This window comes from Mesobacillus sp. (assembly GCF_047739415.1).
Lineage (GTDB): Bacteria > Bacillota > Bacilli > Bacillales > Cytobacillaceae > Mesobacillus.
In genome coordinates this window covers 1-16,205 of record NZ_JBIQOE010000223.1, presented here as the reverse complement: position 1 = coordinate 16,205, position 16,205 = coordinate 1, and the positions used below count along the sequence as shown (strand labels likewise).

At 40.9% G+C, this 16,205-nt stretch carries 16 protein-coding genes and 1 pseudogene; 2 read left to right on the top strand and 15 right to left on the bottom strand.

The features are described 5' to 3' along the window. Positions 1–494: 494 nt before the first annotated feature. Positions 495–578 (bottom strand): annotated as a pseudogene (locus tag ACH0QE_RS18000) (alpha-amylase family glycosyl hydrolase); the annotation flags it as partial. A gap of 188 nt (positions 579–766) precedes the next feature. Between ACH0QE_RS18000 and ACH0QE_RS17995 the strand changes: the two are divergent. Next, positions 767–1,534 (top strand): alpha/beta fold hydrolase, encoded by a 768-nt coding sequence (locus tag ACH0QE_RS17995; RefSeq protein ID WP_415801872.1) that lies wholly within the window; start codon positions 767–769, stop codon positions 1,532–1,534. Between the two features lie 330 nt (positions 1,535–1,864). Here the strand turns inward: ACH0QE_RS17995 and ACH0QE_RS17990 are convergent, their stop codons facing one another. The 8 genes from ACH0QE_RS17990 to ACH0QE_RS17955 all read right to left on the bottom strand — a co-directional run bounded on the left by ACH0QE_RS17990 (position 1,865) and on the right by ACH0QE_RS17955 (position 7,697). Further along, entirely contained in the window at positions 1,865–2,563 is a 699-nt protein-coding gene (locus ACH0QE_RS17990) for a polysaccharide deacetylase family protein (RefSeq protein ID WP_415801871.1), read from the bottom strand. A gap of 76 nt (positions 2,564–2,639) precedes the next feature. Then, positions 2,640–3,032 carry a MarR family winged helix-turn-helix transcriptional regulator gene (locus tag ACH0QE_RS17985; protein WP_415801870.1) on the bottom strand — a complete coding sequence of 131 codons (393 nt, stop codon included), beginning with the start codon at positions 3,030–3,032 and terminating at the stop codon, positions 2,640–2,642. Positions 3,033–3,232: 200 nt separating this feature from the next. After that, complete coding sequence (locus ACH0QE_RS17980; protein WP_415801869.1) at positions 3,233–3,913, bottom strand: diphthine--ammonia ligase; 681 nt, start codon at positions 3,911–3,913, stop codon at positions 3,233–3,235. Positions 3,914–4,050: 137 nt separating this feature from the next. Next, positions 4,051–4,608, bottom strand: coding sequence for a hypothetical protein (locus tag ACH0QE_RS17975; protein ID WP_415801868.1), 558 nt, complete (start codon positions 4,606–4,608; stop codon positions 4,051–4,053). Then, positions 4,605–5,243: an SCO family protein gene (locus ACH0QE_RS17970; protein WP_415801873.1), complete on the bottom strand. Its 639-nt coding sequence runs from the start codon at positions 5,241–5,243 to the stop codon at positions 4,605–4,607. The genes ACH0QE_RS17975 and ACH0QE_RS17970 overlap by 4 nt, the downstream gene beginning before the upstream one ends. A gap of 106 nt (positions 5,244–5,349) precedes the next feature. Next, positions 5,350–7,035 carry a cbb3-type cytochrome c oxidase subunit I gene (locus ACH0QE_RS17965; protein ID WP_415801867.1) on the bottom strand — a complete coding sequence of 562 codons (1,686 nt, stop codon included), beginning with the start codon at positions 7,033–7,035 and terminating at the stop codon, positions 5,350–5,352. 15 nt (positions 7,036–7,050) lie between these two features. Further along, entirely contained in the window at positions 7,051–7,512 is a 462-nt protein-coding gene (locus ACH0QE_RS17960) for a cytochrome c oxidase subunit II (RefSeq protein WP_415801866.1), read from the bottom strand. A 17-nt stretch (positions 7,513–7,529) separates the two neighbouring features. Continuing rightward, a complete protein-coding gene (locus tag ACH0QE_RS17955; RefSeq protein ID WP_415801865.1) occupies positions 7,530–7,697 on the bottom strand; it encodes a hypothetical protein in 168 nt (55 codons plus the stop codon). Positions 7,698–8,076: 379 nt separating this feature from the next. Between ACH0QE_RS17955 and ACH0QE_RS17950 the strand changes: the two genes are divergently transcribed. Beyond that, complete coding sequence (locus ACH0QE_RS17950) at positions 8,077–8,241, top strand: hypothetical protein (RefSeq protein ID WP_023626813.1); 165 nt, start codon at positions 8,077–8,079, stop codon at positions 8,239–8,241. A gap of 102 nt (positions 8,242–8,343) precedes the next feature. Here the strand turns inward: ACH0QE_RS17950 and opuFB are convergent, their stop codons facing one another. The 6 genes from opuFB to ACH0QE_RS17920 all read right to left on the bottom strand — a co-directional run. Then, a complete protein-coding gene (gene opuFB / locus ACH0QE_RS17945) occupies positions 8,344–9,861 on the bottom strand; it encodes an osmoprotectant update ABC transporter permease/substrate-binding subunit OpuFB (RefSeq protein WP_415801864.1) in 1,518 nt (505 codons plus the stop codon). Continuing rightward, complete coding sequence (locus tag ACH0QE_RS17940) at positions 9,858–10,805, bottom strand: ABC transporter ATP-binding protein (RefSeq protein WP_415801863.1); 948 nt, start codon at positions 10,803–10,805, stop codon at positions 9,858–9,860. The genes opuFB and ACH0QE_RS17940 overlap by 4 nt, the downstream gene beginning before the upstream one ends. Before the next feature lie 252 nt (positions 10,806–11,057). Next, positions 11,058–12,047 (bottom strand): L-glyceraldehyde 3-phosphate reductase, encoded by a 990-nt coding sequence (gene mgrA / locus ACH0QE_RS17935; RefSeq protein ID WP_415801862.1) that lies wholly within the window; start codon positions 12,045–12,047, stop codon positions 11,058–11,060. A 33-nt stretch (positions 12,048–12,080) separates the two neighbouring features. After that, on the bottom strand, positions 12,081–13,016 hold the full coding sequence (locus ACH0QE_RS17930; protein WP_415801861.1) for an aldo/keto reductase: 936 nt from the start codon (positions 13,014–13,016) through the stop codon (positions 12,081–12,083). A gap of 29 nt (positions 13,017–13,045) precedes the next feature. Beyond that, positions 13,046–14,416: an MATE family efflux transporter gene (locus ACH0QE_RS17925; protein ID WP_415801860.1), complete on the bottom strand. Its 1,371-nt coding sequence runs from the start codon at positions 14,414–14,416 to the stop codon at positions 13,046–13,048. Positions 14,417–14,653: 237 nt separating this feature from the next. Further along, positions 14,654–16,205: carbohydrate binding domain-containing protein (locus tag ACH0QE_RS17920; RefSeq protein ID WP_415801859.1), on the bottom strand; the 1,552-nt coding region annotated here is incomplete at its 5' end.

The following is a 16,205-nucleotide window of genomic DNA, read 5'->3' as shown; positions in this document are numbered from 1 at the left end:
CTGTGTCTATTTTCTTGACGTAGTATCAGCATATTATCCTAAAAAAGATATAGACTTTAATTACAGTTCAACTAAAAATAAACTAGATAAGTACACTCTCTTAAGAGATGGCTATGCTCTTTTATAATTTTACTGAACTTTCGCTAGATGAGTTATCGAAATGACGCTTTTAGTGTAAGAAAGCATGTGGTCAAAAAAGTTAGTTAAGTGAAGTCACTTAACTAACTTTTTTATTGTCAAATTGGATAGATTTTTAAGTGTTTTTTATATCCTACTCCATCAATTTCATATTCACTTTTGAAAAAACTAACCAGTGCACAATACAGTGCACAGACTTATTTTATTTAATTGAACTAGATTCACTTAGATTGTTCACTACAGTCCACAAACCCTTATAAATATAGTAAAGCCTCTTCCTCAATTAAGATTTCCTCGTTTCTAAAATTACACAACACTTCTCTAAACATACTTACTGTCTCTACATCTTGATATTATTCGGTTGATTCATGCTTTACATTAGCCGTTCCAATTTCTTCACCCTGATATATATAAGGTGTCCCCTGTATCAAAGAATTAATTTTTAATACTTTACGAAATGCTCCCTGTTTTCTGCTTCACTTACCCAGGCAGTATGCATTCTTTGAATAAAGTAAGGAAAAATATTCATTGAGTCCTTTAATGACCTTTGTAAGACGGTCTAAACCTTTCCTGATCAGTCAAATTCGTTAAAGATTTAATATTAATAAGGAATTGAGGTGACAAGTAAATGCCGATGCTGAATATGAAAAGTGCCAGCCTGTATTATACTGTAAAAGGAAGCGGAACTCCGATTGTTTTTATCCATCCTCCTGTATTGACTTCAGTGAACTTCCAATATCAATTAGAAGAACTCTCGAAAAATTTCCAGATAATTACCTTTGACATTAGAGGACACGGAAAAAGCCCATACTCACAAGAACCAATAACCTATTCACTGATTATCAAGGATATCATTCAACTATTGGACCATCTTAATATAAACAAAGCGTTTATATGCGGATATTCCACGGGCGGTTCTATTGTTTTAGAATTCATGCTGACGTTTCCTGATAGAGCTTTGGGGGGAATTTCAGTTGGGGCAATGCCCGATGTAAATGACGATTACCTGAGAAAGAAGATTTCATTAGGAATCAAGCTTTCAAGCAAGGGGGTTATAAATTTATTAGCCTGGTCCATCTCCTGGAGTAATTCAAATAATATAAAGCTGTTTAAAACTATGTTTTCAGAAGCAAAAAAAGGGGATTACCGCAACATTGAGCAATATTACCGCTATAGTCTAAAATACAATTGTGTCAATCAGCTACATGAGATTAATCTGCCTATCATGCTGGTTTATGGCAAGAAGGATAAGCCCTTTCACTCTTATGCAAGGCAATTGCATGAAAAATTGCCCCAAAACGAACTGCATTTTATCGAGAATGTTGACCACCGTATTCCGACTAAGGGTGCCAAAGAACTTAACCAGCTAATTTTTCAATTTGCAAACACAAAATGACAGGTATCTATAGGTACCTGTAACCATTCTCTAGATTCGCATTCTTTTCATGGGGCAAGACTAGTGTTCAATAAATTTCCAAGCCCTTGCAACCTTTGTCATCTTTAAAATTTCAAACTGTTACTGTTTAATGGCTTGCGAATAAGTTCGATACACTGTTCCAAAGAGACTGTTCTTTAGTCTAACTCCAGAATTATTATAAATCTCCCTTTAATTGGTCCGAGCCACCCTTTTCTCCACTTACTTAAAAAGCGGTAAAACCAATCGTTTTTACAGCTTTTTTGTTTTTAAATTGCAATGTCCAATAGGGAAGAACGAAAGGGGGGGTTATCACCTTTTCTGAAGTTCATTTACCGTGATGAATGTATATCCTTCTGCACTCAATGTCTGCAATATCCCCTCTAGTGTTTTAAGTTCTTCATCTGTCTGATCGTACATCGGGTGCAATAGGATGATGGATCCCGGATTTGTATTGTTCTTTATGTAATTTATTTTGTCGGTTGAATTGGTGTAATAGGAATCGGGTTCCAGATTCCAGGTGATAGTGTCGATATTTTGCTGATTCAAGTAATATGGCAGGGCAATCAATTTTTTTCCATTTGGCGGACGGAAATCGATTTCATCTTCATAACCAGCTTTTATAATTAGCTTATTGGTTTTCTCGATTTCCTCTTCGATAAAGGACGGGGATTTGAACAACATCCGGTTGTGGGAGTAGGTGTGATTCCCGATTTGATGACCTGACTTGGCGATCATCTGAGCTGCTTCTGGATTTTTTTCGATTTCATTGCCAATCAGGAAGAAAGTTGCCTTAGCATCGTACTTCTCTAATATTGGCACAATGTCTGCCACATGTTGTGTGGGGCCATCGTCAAAGGTTAAAGCTACTACTTTTTCATCGGTATTTACTTGAGCTGTCAGTCCTCCGAACAATTGAAATGTCCGGGAATTCATCAATTTATAAGTCCCTAACAAAAGAAGGAATAGGATTATAGTTATAATTCCAAAATAGATGATTCTTTTTTTCATAAGTTACCTCTTAATCAACTGATTTTTTCTCCCGCAAATTCTCTCTCATTCAGTTGTGTATTTCCCTATTTTATATTTAAAGCTTCTCCTTAAATAATCCAATCCGCTTTATTTCTTCAAGGTGAATCTCAGACAGGCCCTCGAGGATTTCCATTCCTTTATCGGTTACATCCACGAATACACTACGGCCGTCTTCCGGGTTTTTCCTGCGTGAGACCAGTCCTGACTTTTCGCAGCGGTCAATCAGGCCGACGCATGAATGATGGGTGATTTGCAGTCGTTCTGCCAGTTCGCTCGGTGTAGCATAATCCCTTTCCGGGTACCCTTTTATGGCCAGCATCAACTGGTGCTGCTGGGCGGTGATGCCCATATTTTCAGCTGCTGTTTCACTGAACTTCTGGAACTTCCTCAATTGGTATCGAAACTCAGAGAGGTACTCATATACATCTTTACTAAGCAAAAATTCCACCTTACTTTCTTATTGATAATTATATCTTAACACGATATAATTAAAATACAAAATATCGTAATACGATATTTATATCTAAATAAAGGGGTGCTTTTTATGGATTTTTTACATTATCTTTCTCCAAACTCTATTACGGGCGTCATTTTTTTCATTGCTGGAAGTTTGTTTACTATTTATCTGCACTTAAAAGTTTATAAAATTTAATACGGGATTAAATCTATATACAAGAATCGATCTTTTTGAGTGAAATAGTCCTTTGTCAATTTTTTCTCGCCTAATTTATAGTTAATCGGAAATGCAAAGTTAGGACCATGGAATACAAATGAATGGAATTCTCCATTCTCACCGCAAATATCATGGTCTTTCGGATATTCCCTGATAAACTTCATGTCATATACTTTGCCTGCGTATGATGGATCCAGCCTTTCTAAATCAACACATGTTAAAATCGTTTCGAATCCCAGATCTATAAATTCACGACTTACATCCTCTACCGGTACACCCCAGAGCGGAAAAACAGGGGTTAATCCCGAGGCCGAAAACAATTTCTCTCGATATTCCCGAACATCCTGAAGATGTATATCGCCAAAAGCGATATGGGTAACTCCGTCTTTTCTCATACTTGAAACAGCTTTTCCCATTATTTCTTGATACTTTTCATCCGGACAGTCCTGCGGAAGCCATACCTCTCTTAATGGAATTCCCAATGACTCAGATTGGAGCTTTAACAGCTCATAGCGAACTCCATGAATCGATACGCGATCGAACCCTTCTGTCAGCGTCACGAGCAATGAGTCAACCTCAAAATCAGGGTTGTTCTGTATTTTATATAATGCTAGCGTAGAGTCCTTCCCGCCACTGAATGAGATTGCTATTTTCATTTTAGTCCTCCTCTAGCCTGATTCGCCTTTTCCAGCTGATTGTATATGCAACAATTAACGCTTCTAATAAAATACCTTCAACTTATTATACCTGATTGCACCCTGCTGTGACATGCTGCTACATAATGGATCAATTCCTACTCATATAATGAAGGATCCACAACAGCCGCATAGATTAAGTAAATGACCATACAGATGGCCATTGTGATGAATCCCCATCCGAGGATCATCTGGTCAACTACTAAATAATTATTGCATAGCTGATCGTTTGCCTGAATATATAACCAGCCCATACCCAGAAAAATCACTGTAAAAAATCCAATGGTGTAATTCTTCCGATTCTTGCTGAGTTTCTGCCAGGAATCTCTTAGAGGCACTCCCGCGAGGAATGGCAAACTGATAAACTTGAATAATTCCACACTATTTACAGTCAAGGCTTCATCCATTGTGCGCGGCAGCATCCAATAACCCATTATGATGATAAAAAGAAGAATTCCTGGGATGCCCTCTTGATTATATTTTGAAAAGAAATGAGGAAAACGCTGCTGGAAAAACTGTCCCATGAAAAATCCGGCGATCACCAGCATCGGCATCTGCATATGCATGTGAATGATCATGACGGATTCCATCAAGTTTGCAACAGGAGGAAGCATTAAACCGATTAAAAGGACAAGCCCGATTAGAAATTGATTCATCGTTGTTTCCCCCCGTCTGCATTCAGAGTCTTCTTTAACTTATCTGCCGCCTCATTTACCTTGGTGAAATCCATTACATCCACCAATGCGCCTTGCCGGTCCACTAAATAAAACGCTGAATTATGAGCGAAGTTTCCATTTCCATCTGGAATTACAATGACACCAAACTTCTCCAGCAAGGTATCTAACTGTTCCTGGTCCGGAACCCTTGCCATTCTCCACGTCTCCCCATCACTTCCGAATAAATCCCTATACTTGTTTAAAGTAGCAGGATCATCATTGCCTGGATCAAAGCTTATGCTTAAAAAGACAATATCCTTGCCTAGATATTCACCGGGAAGCAGATTGTACACCTGCGACATATTCTCTTCTAACTTTATGCAAATAGTAGTGCAGCCTGTATAAATAAAAGTGATAAATACATACTTACCTTCGAATTCAGATATTGAATAGGTCCGACCCTCACTATCCTCAAAGATTAATTCGGGAAACTGGGGCTGTTCCTCAACCAGCTTTGTCACTCTTGCTGTCTCTGCTGTATAAGCAGTGAATCCGTCTGTTCCTGTATAAAATAAAAGCAGTCCAAACACCAATACAACTATACAAGAAACGAGCGTTTGCCGATTTTTGATCAAATTGATCACACCCCATTTTTTCAGTGGTAAAAATATCGTTTTCACATATCGTGCTGATTTGAAAGAGATAGCCCTGAATACAGGAGCTATCTCTTCGTTTACATTATCACCAAGTTTTAAATGGCGGCGATCCAGGTGGTGCATTCATGATCATGTCTGCGATTGGCAAGACGTAAGCCATTGAAACAACCAACAGCATGAGTACAACCCAAATTCCCCAGCGCTCTGTCCAGTATGGAGTTTTTGCCGCTCCTGCTTCCTCTTCAGCAATTGGGAATTCTGTTACTCCCTTTGGTGCGAAGAACATGAGGTTGAACACCGCATAAACTTGAAGGATGACGCCAATCAGCAATAAGCTTGCTCCAATGCCTACAGCTGCCATATAAGGGTTCCATCCAAGCGTTTCTGCAAAATCCCCATAGGTGGTGAATGATGTTCTTCGCGGAGAACCGAAGAGACCTGCAGCATGCATGGAAATCGACATGATCACCATACCTATAGTCCAGATGACGGTTTGAATTACTCCCAATCTATTCATGGCTGGAGTTAACACACGTTTTGAAAGGTATGGAACCAGCCAGTAACTGATGCCGAAGAAGGTCATGATGACAGACATACCAAGCGTTAAATGGAAATGGCCTACTACCCACATCGTATTGTGTACAACCTGATCCAACTGGTTCGTGCTTTGTGCAATTCCGCCGGCTCCGGCCGGAATGAATGCTACCATGGCGATAAAAGGAGACAGGAATCGTACATCGCCCCATGGCATCTTTTTATACCAGCCAACTAAACCTTTTCCGCCTTTGGCTCTTGCGGTACGTTCAAATACTCTGAACATCGCGTATGCGGTCATTAAAGAAGGAAATCCGATTGCAAGGCTCATGAAAACGTGCATATATTTGATGGACTCTGAAATACCCGGGTCAATGATCTGATGGTGAAATCCTCCGGTAATGTTCATAATCACTAAAGGAATGACAACCATACGAGTCAAAAGATCATTCCAACGGTGTCCGCCGATTATTTTTGGTACGATTACATACCATGCAGAAACAGCTGTCAAATACCAGATGTTAACGGCAGTATGGCCAAATGCCCAGAAAAGTGTACGGGCAAGCAACACGTTTATGCCGTCAGTCCAGCCAAGTGTCCATGGAATGATCATGAAAATGACTTCAACTGCAACAAAGGCTGTTGCGCCAACTAACAGGACAAAGACACCAGTTGCAAAGAAGGCGAGGATCGGGAGATGTTGCCCCTTGTGATTCCTTCTCCAGTTCGCAACCTGAGTAAACGCTCCAAATGAAAGCATCCAGATGCCCAATACAATGAATACCAAACCAAAGTAAAACATTGGTGATGCAGCCATTGGCGGGTAGAAGGTGTACATGACGGATGCTTCATTCTTTAAAATCGGAATGACGACCAAAACAAATCCGAAAATCTTCATCCAAAAGCCGATCCATGCCATTTTCCTTACTTTAGGCAGCAATCCTCCCAGTGTGTGAGAGAGTCCGGCATAAAAATACCCAATCGTGAAAAACGCAGATAATACAACTACTAATAGAATTCCATGAGCCGTCAGCACCTGATAATAGTTAAGCCATGGCGGCAATTGCAGGACACCAGCACGATTCAGCCCTTGCAGCAAACCAAGAAAACCGCCAAGCAGCAATGCGATAAATGCGATAGATAAGTATGATTTCGAGATCCTTGCATCTTCCTGGCTGATTCCTAATATTTGATTGGTTTTTTGTTTAAATGAAGTTGATTTTAATGCAGACTGCACATTCTTTCCCCCCTTTTATTTTACGATGATTTTCGTGCTCATTGCCTGGTGTCCTGCACCGCAATATTCATTGCATAACACCAAATATTCACCTGGTTTATCAAACTTTTGCGATATTTTTTGGATATGACCCGGCATAACCATTGCGTTCAAATTCGTATTTGCCACCTGGAAACCATGAACAACATCTTTTGACGTTAAAGTGAAGTGGACAGTTGATCCAGCAGGGACTTCGATTTCCGTCGGTGTAAAACTAAATACCTGAAGCGTCATGACAACTTCATACTCATTTTCACCAATTTGTTTTATTCCCGGCTCGTCAAATGGAGCTGTTTCATCGACCTTTTGCGGATCGATCGTTTCTTTATTGCTTGGGGGCCCCATTCCCAAAGCCACTGCCTGGTACCCAGTAAAAATCATGAAACCCATGATCATGCCAAAACTTAAAAACAGCCAGATTTTTTCATCCAAATGCATCTTTCTCGCTCCCCCTTCTATACTCTTGCCATATAGAGTCCAAATAGAATAAAGTACGTAGCAAGAATCACTGCTCCTACTACTCCAACTGATATCCAAGTTCCTACCTTCGATTTTGCGTGACTGGTATCCTCTACGATTTCATCCTGAACTTCTTCCTGTGCCTTTCCGTCTTTTGCTTTCAACCAAATCCCCTCCTTTGATTTCTTACCTTCATCTTAATTGCGAATAATTATCAATGTAGTGAGTCAAATCACATATAAAACCCCTGGGAGTACTATAAATTTATCTTTTTTTGAAGTGCTTTTTTTGCAAAACAACAAAAAACCCTCGCTTCATTCATCGAGGTAAAAAATAACTTGTAATTTTCTTTTTCTGTAAAAAAATATAGCTCCATTACTCCCCTTAAAACGCTTGGGGTTCGAACCTCTTATGTAGTTCAAAATGAGTTTATTAGTTTTCAAAAGGGGGTAAACAATCATCTATCAAGAAAGCCAACTTCGGGTTTTCCATCATGGGATTTTTATTTCTCAACACCTAAGTAGTACAACAGGAGGATTTCATATGTTTAAGGATATTTTAACTTCAGAAGAACATAATTTAGTGAAAGAATTAAAAATGAAGGTTATAGATGTGGATAATAAAAATGAAAGAGAATCCATCCATGGCGAAATCAATGCCATTTTTGAACAGGCGAAAACTCGCTTTCTATCGAGTATAAATAACTAATCTGAATTAATTCTTCTACTGACAAAGAGGCAGAAAAACCAATTGGTTTTTCTGCCTCTTGTCTTTATCGATACTTTTCTTAACTGATGTTCCTAAATTTATTTATTTCAATAATCCAGCTTCTCTCAAATACTCCCGTGCTGTTTCCTCAGCCGATTTCCCTTCTACATTCACCTGGTAATTCATTTTCCGCATTTCGTCATCGGTGATTTTACCGGCTAGCTTGTTGAGTGCCTCGACGATTTCGGGATATTTTTCTGCTGTTTCTGCTCTCATTAGAGGAGCTCCCTGATATGGAGGGAACAAGTTTTTATCATCTTCAAGTACGACGAGATTATATCTCTGGAGCTCACTGTCGGTTGAGTAGGCATCAACCAGGTTTATTTCATCATTTTTGATCGCCCTGTACCTGAGTTTCGGCTCCATTGTGATCAGTCTTGGCAGATTCAGTCCATAGAGTTTTTGGATTCCTTTATATCCATCTTCTCTATCTGAAAATTCAAGGGTAAAACCTGCTTTTAGCGAGGATTCAATCGCTTTTAAATCGGAAATGGTTTTCAGACCATTTTCTTCAGCCAGCTGTTCAGGAACAGCTAAAGCATACGTGTTGTTATAGTCCATCGGCTGAAGCATTACCATACCAAACTCTTTTTTCATTCCTTCTTTTGCCTGTTGGTAAACTTCTTCCCGGCTCGTACTTTCAGCCGTTTCTTTTAAAAATTCTGAAATGGCCGTGCCGGTGAATTCGGGATAAATGTCAATATTGCCGTTTTCCAATGCTGTAAAAACAAATGAAGTCTTTCCTAGACCAGGTTTCAACTGAACAGAATGGTCCGTTTCTTCTTCAATTAAAAGTTTATACATATTGATTAAAATCTCTGGTTCCGAACCCAGTTTGCCACCAATGACAATCTCTTCTTCGTTTTTTTCGCCTAAAAAAGGAATGATCATTATTAAAAGGACTGCTAAGGATAAGGCACCAATCGTGATAAGAGATTTTTTAAAGGAAACTGTTTCGAACCTTCTGAGCACAAGGTCGAACAGGATGGCAAGCAAGGCAGCAGGTATTGCTCCAAGAACGATTAATGCCGTATTATTCCTGTCGATTCCGAGAAGGATAAGGTCGCCCAAACCACCTGCTCCTATCAGCGCGGCAATCGTCGCTGTTCCGACAATTAAGACCATCGCCGTTCTGATCCCAGCCATAATGACTGGCATCGCCAATGGGAGTTCTACTTTCATCAGACGTCGCTTGCTGTTCATTCCCATTGCACGAGCGGCTTCAATTAGCGAAGGATCCACCTCATTGATTCCTGTATATGTATTTCTTAATATCGGCAGCAGCGCATAAACCACAAGCGCTATGATAGCAGGGACTTTCCCAATGCCGAATAGAGGGATTAATAAACCCAGCAATGCAAGCGAAGGAATCGTTTGCAGAACGGCTGTTATCCCAATGATCCCTTCGGAAATTTGCTTCCTTCTGGTAAGAAAGATTCCCAATGGTATAGCTATTAGGACAGCGAAAAAAAGTGCTATAAAGGAAATCTGAATATGTTCCAGGAGGGCACTTAAAAGCTCGTCTTTTCTGTCTATAAATGTGGAAGTCCAGCTATTCATTTCATCCCCTCCATCTGCCTTGATAAAATCCGGATCATTCCACGCCTGTCTATGGTCCCGATTATTTCATCCATTTCTTCAACCGCCAGCTGTTCATGCTCACTCAATAACGTGAGGATTTCATTTATAGACACTGTCGAGGCAATTACAGGAAGATTGTTCAGTTCTTCAGACGTTAACGGTTGGATAGCTTCCCGAACATCTACCGTTGTTCTGTTTCCCTGATCTATCCCCACAAACTCACGGACAAATTCATTTACAGGTTGTTGGATCAGCTCTTCTGGAGTTCCCGTCTGAACGATTTCTCCATTCTTCATCAGGCAAATCCGATCTCCAAGTTTTAATGCTTCACTCATATCATGGGTCACAAATACGATGGTTTTCTTTATGTTTTTTTGCAGTTCGATGAGATCGTCCTGGAGCTTTTCCCTGCTTAAGGGATCCAATGCGCTAAATGGCTCGTCCATTAAAATAATCGGTGGGTTGGCTGCCAGTGCGCGGGCTACACCAATTCGTTGCTGCTGTCCTCCGGATAATTCATGGGGCAGCCTTTTACGGTACGTTTTTGGTTCAAGTCCAACCATATTCAGTAATTCATCTATACGGTGATCAATCTTTTTTTGCTCCCATCCCTTCATTTCCGGGACAACCGCAATATTCTCTTCAATCGTCATATGCGGAAATAGCGCAATTTGCTGCAGGACATACCCAATGTCCCAGCGAAGCTCATGAATATCATAGTCACTGATCATCTTATCCTTGATTTTAATGTAGCCTTCCGTAAGCGGAATCAATCGATTGATCATTTTTAATGTTGTCGTTTTTCCGGAGCCGCTTGGACCGATCAGGACAAGCAATTCTCCTTCTTTGATATGTAAATTAAAGTTATTTACCGCATAAGTTCCATCGTCATATTTCTTCGATACATTTTCAAAGCTGATCACTTTTTCACCCCTAAATTCTCTCGTTTTTTTCCTTTTAGATATTGTTAACACTTTCAGGATTTCTTATTTTCAATTAAGGCAGTGCCGAAATTACGGTAATTAAATACTACCAGAGCAGACACCTTTGGTAAAAAGAGATGCGTACCTATCCTGATATTAGATAAAATTACCTTTACCCTAAAGACAAGAAAATCATTCCAATATAAAAAAAAGCTGTAAAACCATTTGGCTTTACAGCTTTGTTAGAAGTCCTTATTTTAAGATTTCATCAATCATATTCAGTTCTGATTCACTGAATCTAAGATTGTTCAGTGCAGCGACGTTTTCTTCAATTTGGCTGACCTTGCTGGCGCCAATAAGCGCTGAGGTGATTTTCTGTTCCCTAAGCACCCAGGCAAGCGCCATCTGGGCAAGTGACTGGCCCCGGTCCTGTGCTATTTCATTTAATTGCCTAACCTTAGCAAGAACTTCTACAGATACATCTCCCTCGTTCAGGAAGCTGTTTGGCTTCAAGGCTCTCGAGTCTTGTGGAATTCCATTGATATACCTGTTTGTCAGCAACCCTTGCGCCAATGGAACAAATGCGATTGATCCGACTCCTTCTTCTTGAAGCAAATCAGTCAGTCCGTCTTCTACCCAGCGGTTAAACATGGAATATGCAGGCTGGTGGATCAGCAATGGAGTACCCAGCTCTCTTAAAATTCCGATTGCCTGCTTCGTTTCCTCCACTCCATAATTGGACAAGCCAACATAAAGAGCTTTTCCTTGCCTGACGACATGATCAAGTGCCATCATTGTTTCCTCTAAAGGAGTTTCCGGATCAGGTCTGTGATGGTAGAAAATATCGACGTAATCAAGTCCCATCCTTTTCAAGCTTTGGTCAAGACTCGATACGAGATATTTTCTTGATCCCCAATCTCCGTATGGACCCTGCCACATACCATATCCTGCTTTTGTTGAGATAACCATCTCATCACGGTAGCCTGAAAAATCCTTCCTGAGAATTACTCCAAAATTCTCCTCTGCTGAACCAGGCGGGGGACCATAATTATTCGCAAGATCGAAATGGGTGATGCCAAGATCAAAAGCTCGTCTAATTAACGAACGGCCATTTTCAAAAGTATCCTGGCCTCCGAAATTGTGCCATAGGCCCAGGGAAATGGCCGGCAATTTAAGGCCTGATTTTCCGCACCTGTTATAAGTCATCGTTTCATAGCGATTGCTGTCTGGTTGATATGCCATTATATAAAACCTCCAAAAACTCTATTTGTTTTTCTACCAACCCAACGGGTCAGCTTGCAGCTTTTGTTCCCAAATCTCCTCTATCTTCTCAGCTTTTTCAACAGAGATCCTTTTGCCTGAAGCTGATAAATTCTCAATCAGCTGCTCGAGATTCTTGTTTCCAGGAATGACGGTCGAAACCTCTTGATAATAAAGAATATACCTTAAAGCCAACTGGACCAGGGATTCATCAGGTTCAAGCATTTCCTTAAGAACAGGCAGGAGATCGGCTCTTTTCTTAAGCTGTTCGCGATCCCAACGACTCCGGATGTCTGTAAAAATACTGCTTTCATTATATTTGCCTGATAGCCACCCAGAATCAAGCGGCACTTTTACAATCAGTCCTATATTTTTTTCTGTTGCCTTCTTGAAGGCTTTTCTTGGCTCCTGATGAAAAATGTTGAACATTACCTCAATAACCTGGCTTCCGGTATTCCGAATCAGCTGGTCCATTTCTCTCGCAGAGTCCACTGAAGCTCCATAAGCCCGGAGCTTGCCCTCCTGCTTGAGTGACTCTAGTACTTCAAAATGATCTGTGCTTCCAGTCAAGATTTCAAACGGAGGGTTATGCAATAAAATAGAATCCAGATAATCCGTTTTAAGCCGACGTAAACTATCTTCAACCGAACTGCGGATTTTCTGCGAATCAAAATTGAGGGTGTTATCTGGATGATGCCCAAACTTGCTATTAATCACCGCCTCGCTCCTTCTTCCAGAAAGAGCTTCCCCAAGCAATGACTCACTATTACCTCCCCCATAATTCGGAGCTGTATCAAAGAAATTGCAGCCTTGATCAAGCGTTTCATGCACCAGCCTGATTGCATGCTTGTCCTCCATGCCTTCCCAGTCCCTGGCATTCCCGAGCTGCCATGCACCAAAACCAACTTCCGACACCTTTATCCCTGTGCTTCCAAGCTGTCTGTAATTCACCTTCTTGCCCTCCTCTCAAAAATCAACGATCATGCTGTTTGTACCCTTTCATCAACCAGGACCTTCTTCTCCCATACACGGCTTCTCCATCTGATATACATGATGATTCCTCTGAACCATTCATCAACTATAAAAGCCATCCAAATCCCAGAAAGACCAAAACCCATTTTAATCCCCAATAAATACGCGAGTGGAACACTGATTCCCCACATCGAGACAAAGGCCATTTTCACCGGGAATACTGCATCTCCAGCTGCTCTGAGAGAACTGATCACGACTATATTGAAGGTTCGGCCAGGTTCAAGGATTAAGCAAAGAAGCAAAACCTTGCTTCCTTCCCTGATGATTTCCTTATTATCGGTAAAGACCCCAAGTATAGGTTCTCTGATTGCAACGATAACCACAGTGATCGCCATTGTGATGACGATACTTAGTTTCAAGCTTTTTAATAGCTGATGATAGGCTTTATCAAATTCTCTGGCCCCTACTTTGTATCCAATCAGTATTTGCGTGCCCTGACCTATAGCTATTCCGAAAAGCATCATGAATGACATGATGTTAAATGTGTATACCCTTGTTGTCAGTGCCATAGCCCCCAGCAAACCAATAATGACTGTGATTGCCATCTGGCTAGTGTTATACACAACATTTTCGCCAGCGGAAGGAACACCTATTTTAAGGATCTTTTTAATAAAAACCTTATTAAAATTCAGATAGTCTTCCAAAGCAATTCTCATAGGAAGCCTGCGGTATAGTAAGCGGAATATCAGAATCACTGCGATCGCGCGGGATATGGCTGTTGAAATAGCTACGCCCTGAACACCCATTTCCGGAACGCCGAAAAGTCCGTAAATAAATAAACTGTTTCCGACAAGGTGGATGATATTCATAATGATTGAAATGAACATCGCTTCCTTTGTCAATCCATTTGCCCGCAGGATTGCCGAAGCAGTAACAAGGAGCGCCTGTGTAAAAAGTGTTCCCCCAACTATGGTCAAATACTGTTGCGCCAGCCGGTGTATTTCTGGAGTGAGGTTGAACATTTGTAAAAATAAATCATTGAAACCGACAACAATGACACTGACCAATACTCCAAATAAAAGATTAAGAGATAGCGAGAGACCAGATATCTTCCTTGCATCCACTTGAAGTCCAGCCCCAAGATTTTGCGATACCAGAACCGCAGTCCCTGTCGCAACGAAACCAAATACCAGGATCATGAAAAATACGAGCTGATTGGCTACACCTACAGCCGCAACAGCATCATCCGAAATATGAGACAGCATGAAAGTATCCGTGCTGCCCATTAACATGTGCAAGAACATTTCTATAAAAATGGGCCAGGTAAGTGCTAATAAGCCAATCTGTTTAGGCAGACTGTTGTTTTTCTGTAAATTCATATTGCATTTCCACCTTTAAGAGTTCACTATGATGGTCAGGATTACGCTGGCCTCGTCATTTTCAACAGTGATTGTTAAATTTTAAAGCAACGCAATGAAATTGAAGGAAAAGAGGCAGAAAAGACTTGCTGTTCTGCCTATCGATTCCGACCATATTTGAATTTTATTGGCGAATTTCTTAATAATTCGACCACATTCTCAATTATTTCGACCAAGTCGATCCATCCGCTAATTAACTTAATTTTTTGTGATGATTACATTGTCCAGATAGACATTCGTTGCCGCATTTCCACCTTCAATATTGCCAAGCTCGAAAACGATCTTTCCATCAGCATACGTTGCTTCATTCATAACAAAGTTAAAGCTGTATGGCTTCATATCAGTCGTTAAATTAATTGTTTGCGTTGGCACATAGGGTGTAAACCATGGTTCAGTTGACAGCTCTTTCCCTATATTGACATTCATTTTCCTCGGTACGTCTGCTCTTGCATCAAATGTGACAGTATAGCTGCCGCCATTTTCAAATAGCAGTCCCTTTTGATATACCTGTGGAGCGTATGAAGCATCGCCAACCTTTGAAATCGCAACCTTCAACTCTCCGGTTTCAGCAGATATATTCCCTTCTGCGATACCGCTCCACTGGTCTCCCCACCATGCGGTCCAACCTTCTGTTCCTTCGCTAAAAGTTCCATTATCAATACCAGGTGTGGAAACAGGCTCGGGTTCCTGCTGGGATGGTGCGTCCTTAACTTTCAAGACCACATTATCAATGAATACATCATGTTCGCCGATTGGTGACAAAGCAGTCTTGCCAAGCAGCATCTTGAAGGACGCCGTGTCATCGATAGGCATCGTGAATTCATATGTGTATTGCTGCATTTGGTCACTAAGTGTTATGGACTCACTTAAGAATCTTGTGTAAGCAGCGTTTTCAACCGTAACTTCAGCCTTTCTCTCCTTTGTAGAACGAGCGGCAAAGCTAAGCTCATATAAGACTCCTTTAGCAAGGCTTAAATTACCTTGTTCCAAAAGGACACCCCATGTTTCATTTCCTTCATTGCCGATTGCCACTTTTGCTTCGCCATTTTCCTCAGAGATTCTGGCTGCAGCATCGTAATGCACATAATTTCCCCATGAATTCAAACCATCCGCAAAATCACCATTTTTCAACGGATACAAGTCAATGTTCTCATAATCAGGAATGTTTGATGTCTTCAGCAGCACTACATCATCCAAATAGACATCGCCATCTACGTCTCCAAAGTTAAAGACAAGTTGAGCTTCTGAATCAGAAACATCCTCAGGCATTGTAAATTCAAATGTTTTCTCTTCCATATTCGAAGTGAGTTCGATTGTGTTCATTCCAGAATAATTCTCCGAGCCGTCCACATTCAGTATGCTGGCTTGAATATTTCTTGGCTCGTCTGCTCTTGCTTTGAAGGAAAGCTTATAATCATTTCCCCTAACTAGATAAATCCCTTGTTGGTCAAGCTGGACTGCTTCAGGATAATTGGCACCATCTTCGATCGCGACACGTAGCTCTCTCGTTTCTTCGGAAACAGATGCTGTTGCAGCAGCTGCCTCGTCGACTGAGAAATTCCAGAACAACAGACGATCCATGCCGCCCTGGTCAAACGTGCCATTATAAACATGATTTCCATCTGGAAGCGGCTGTTTAGGAGCATCTGGATCTACTGGAGTCCCAGTAATATCTACGACTTTCACGTTACCGATCCAGACAGGATTCGTTCCGTTCCCGCCAAGATTGAATTCAAGTCTTGACGCGATG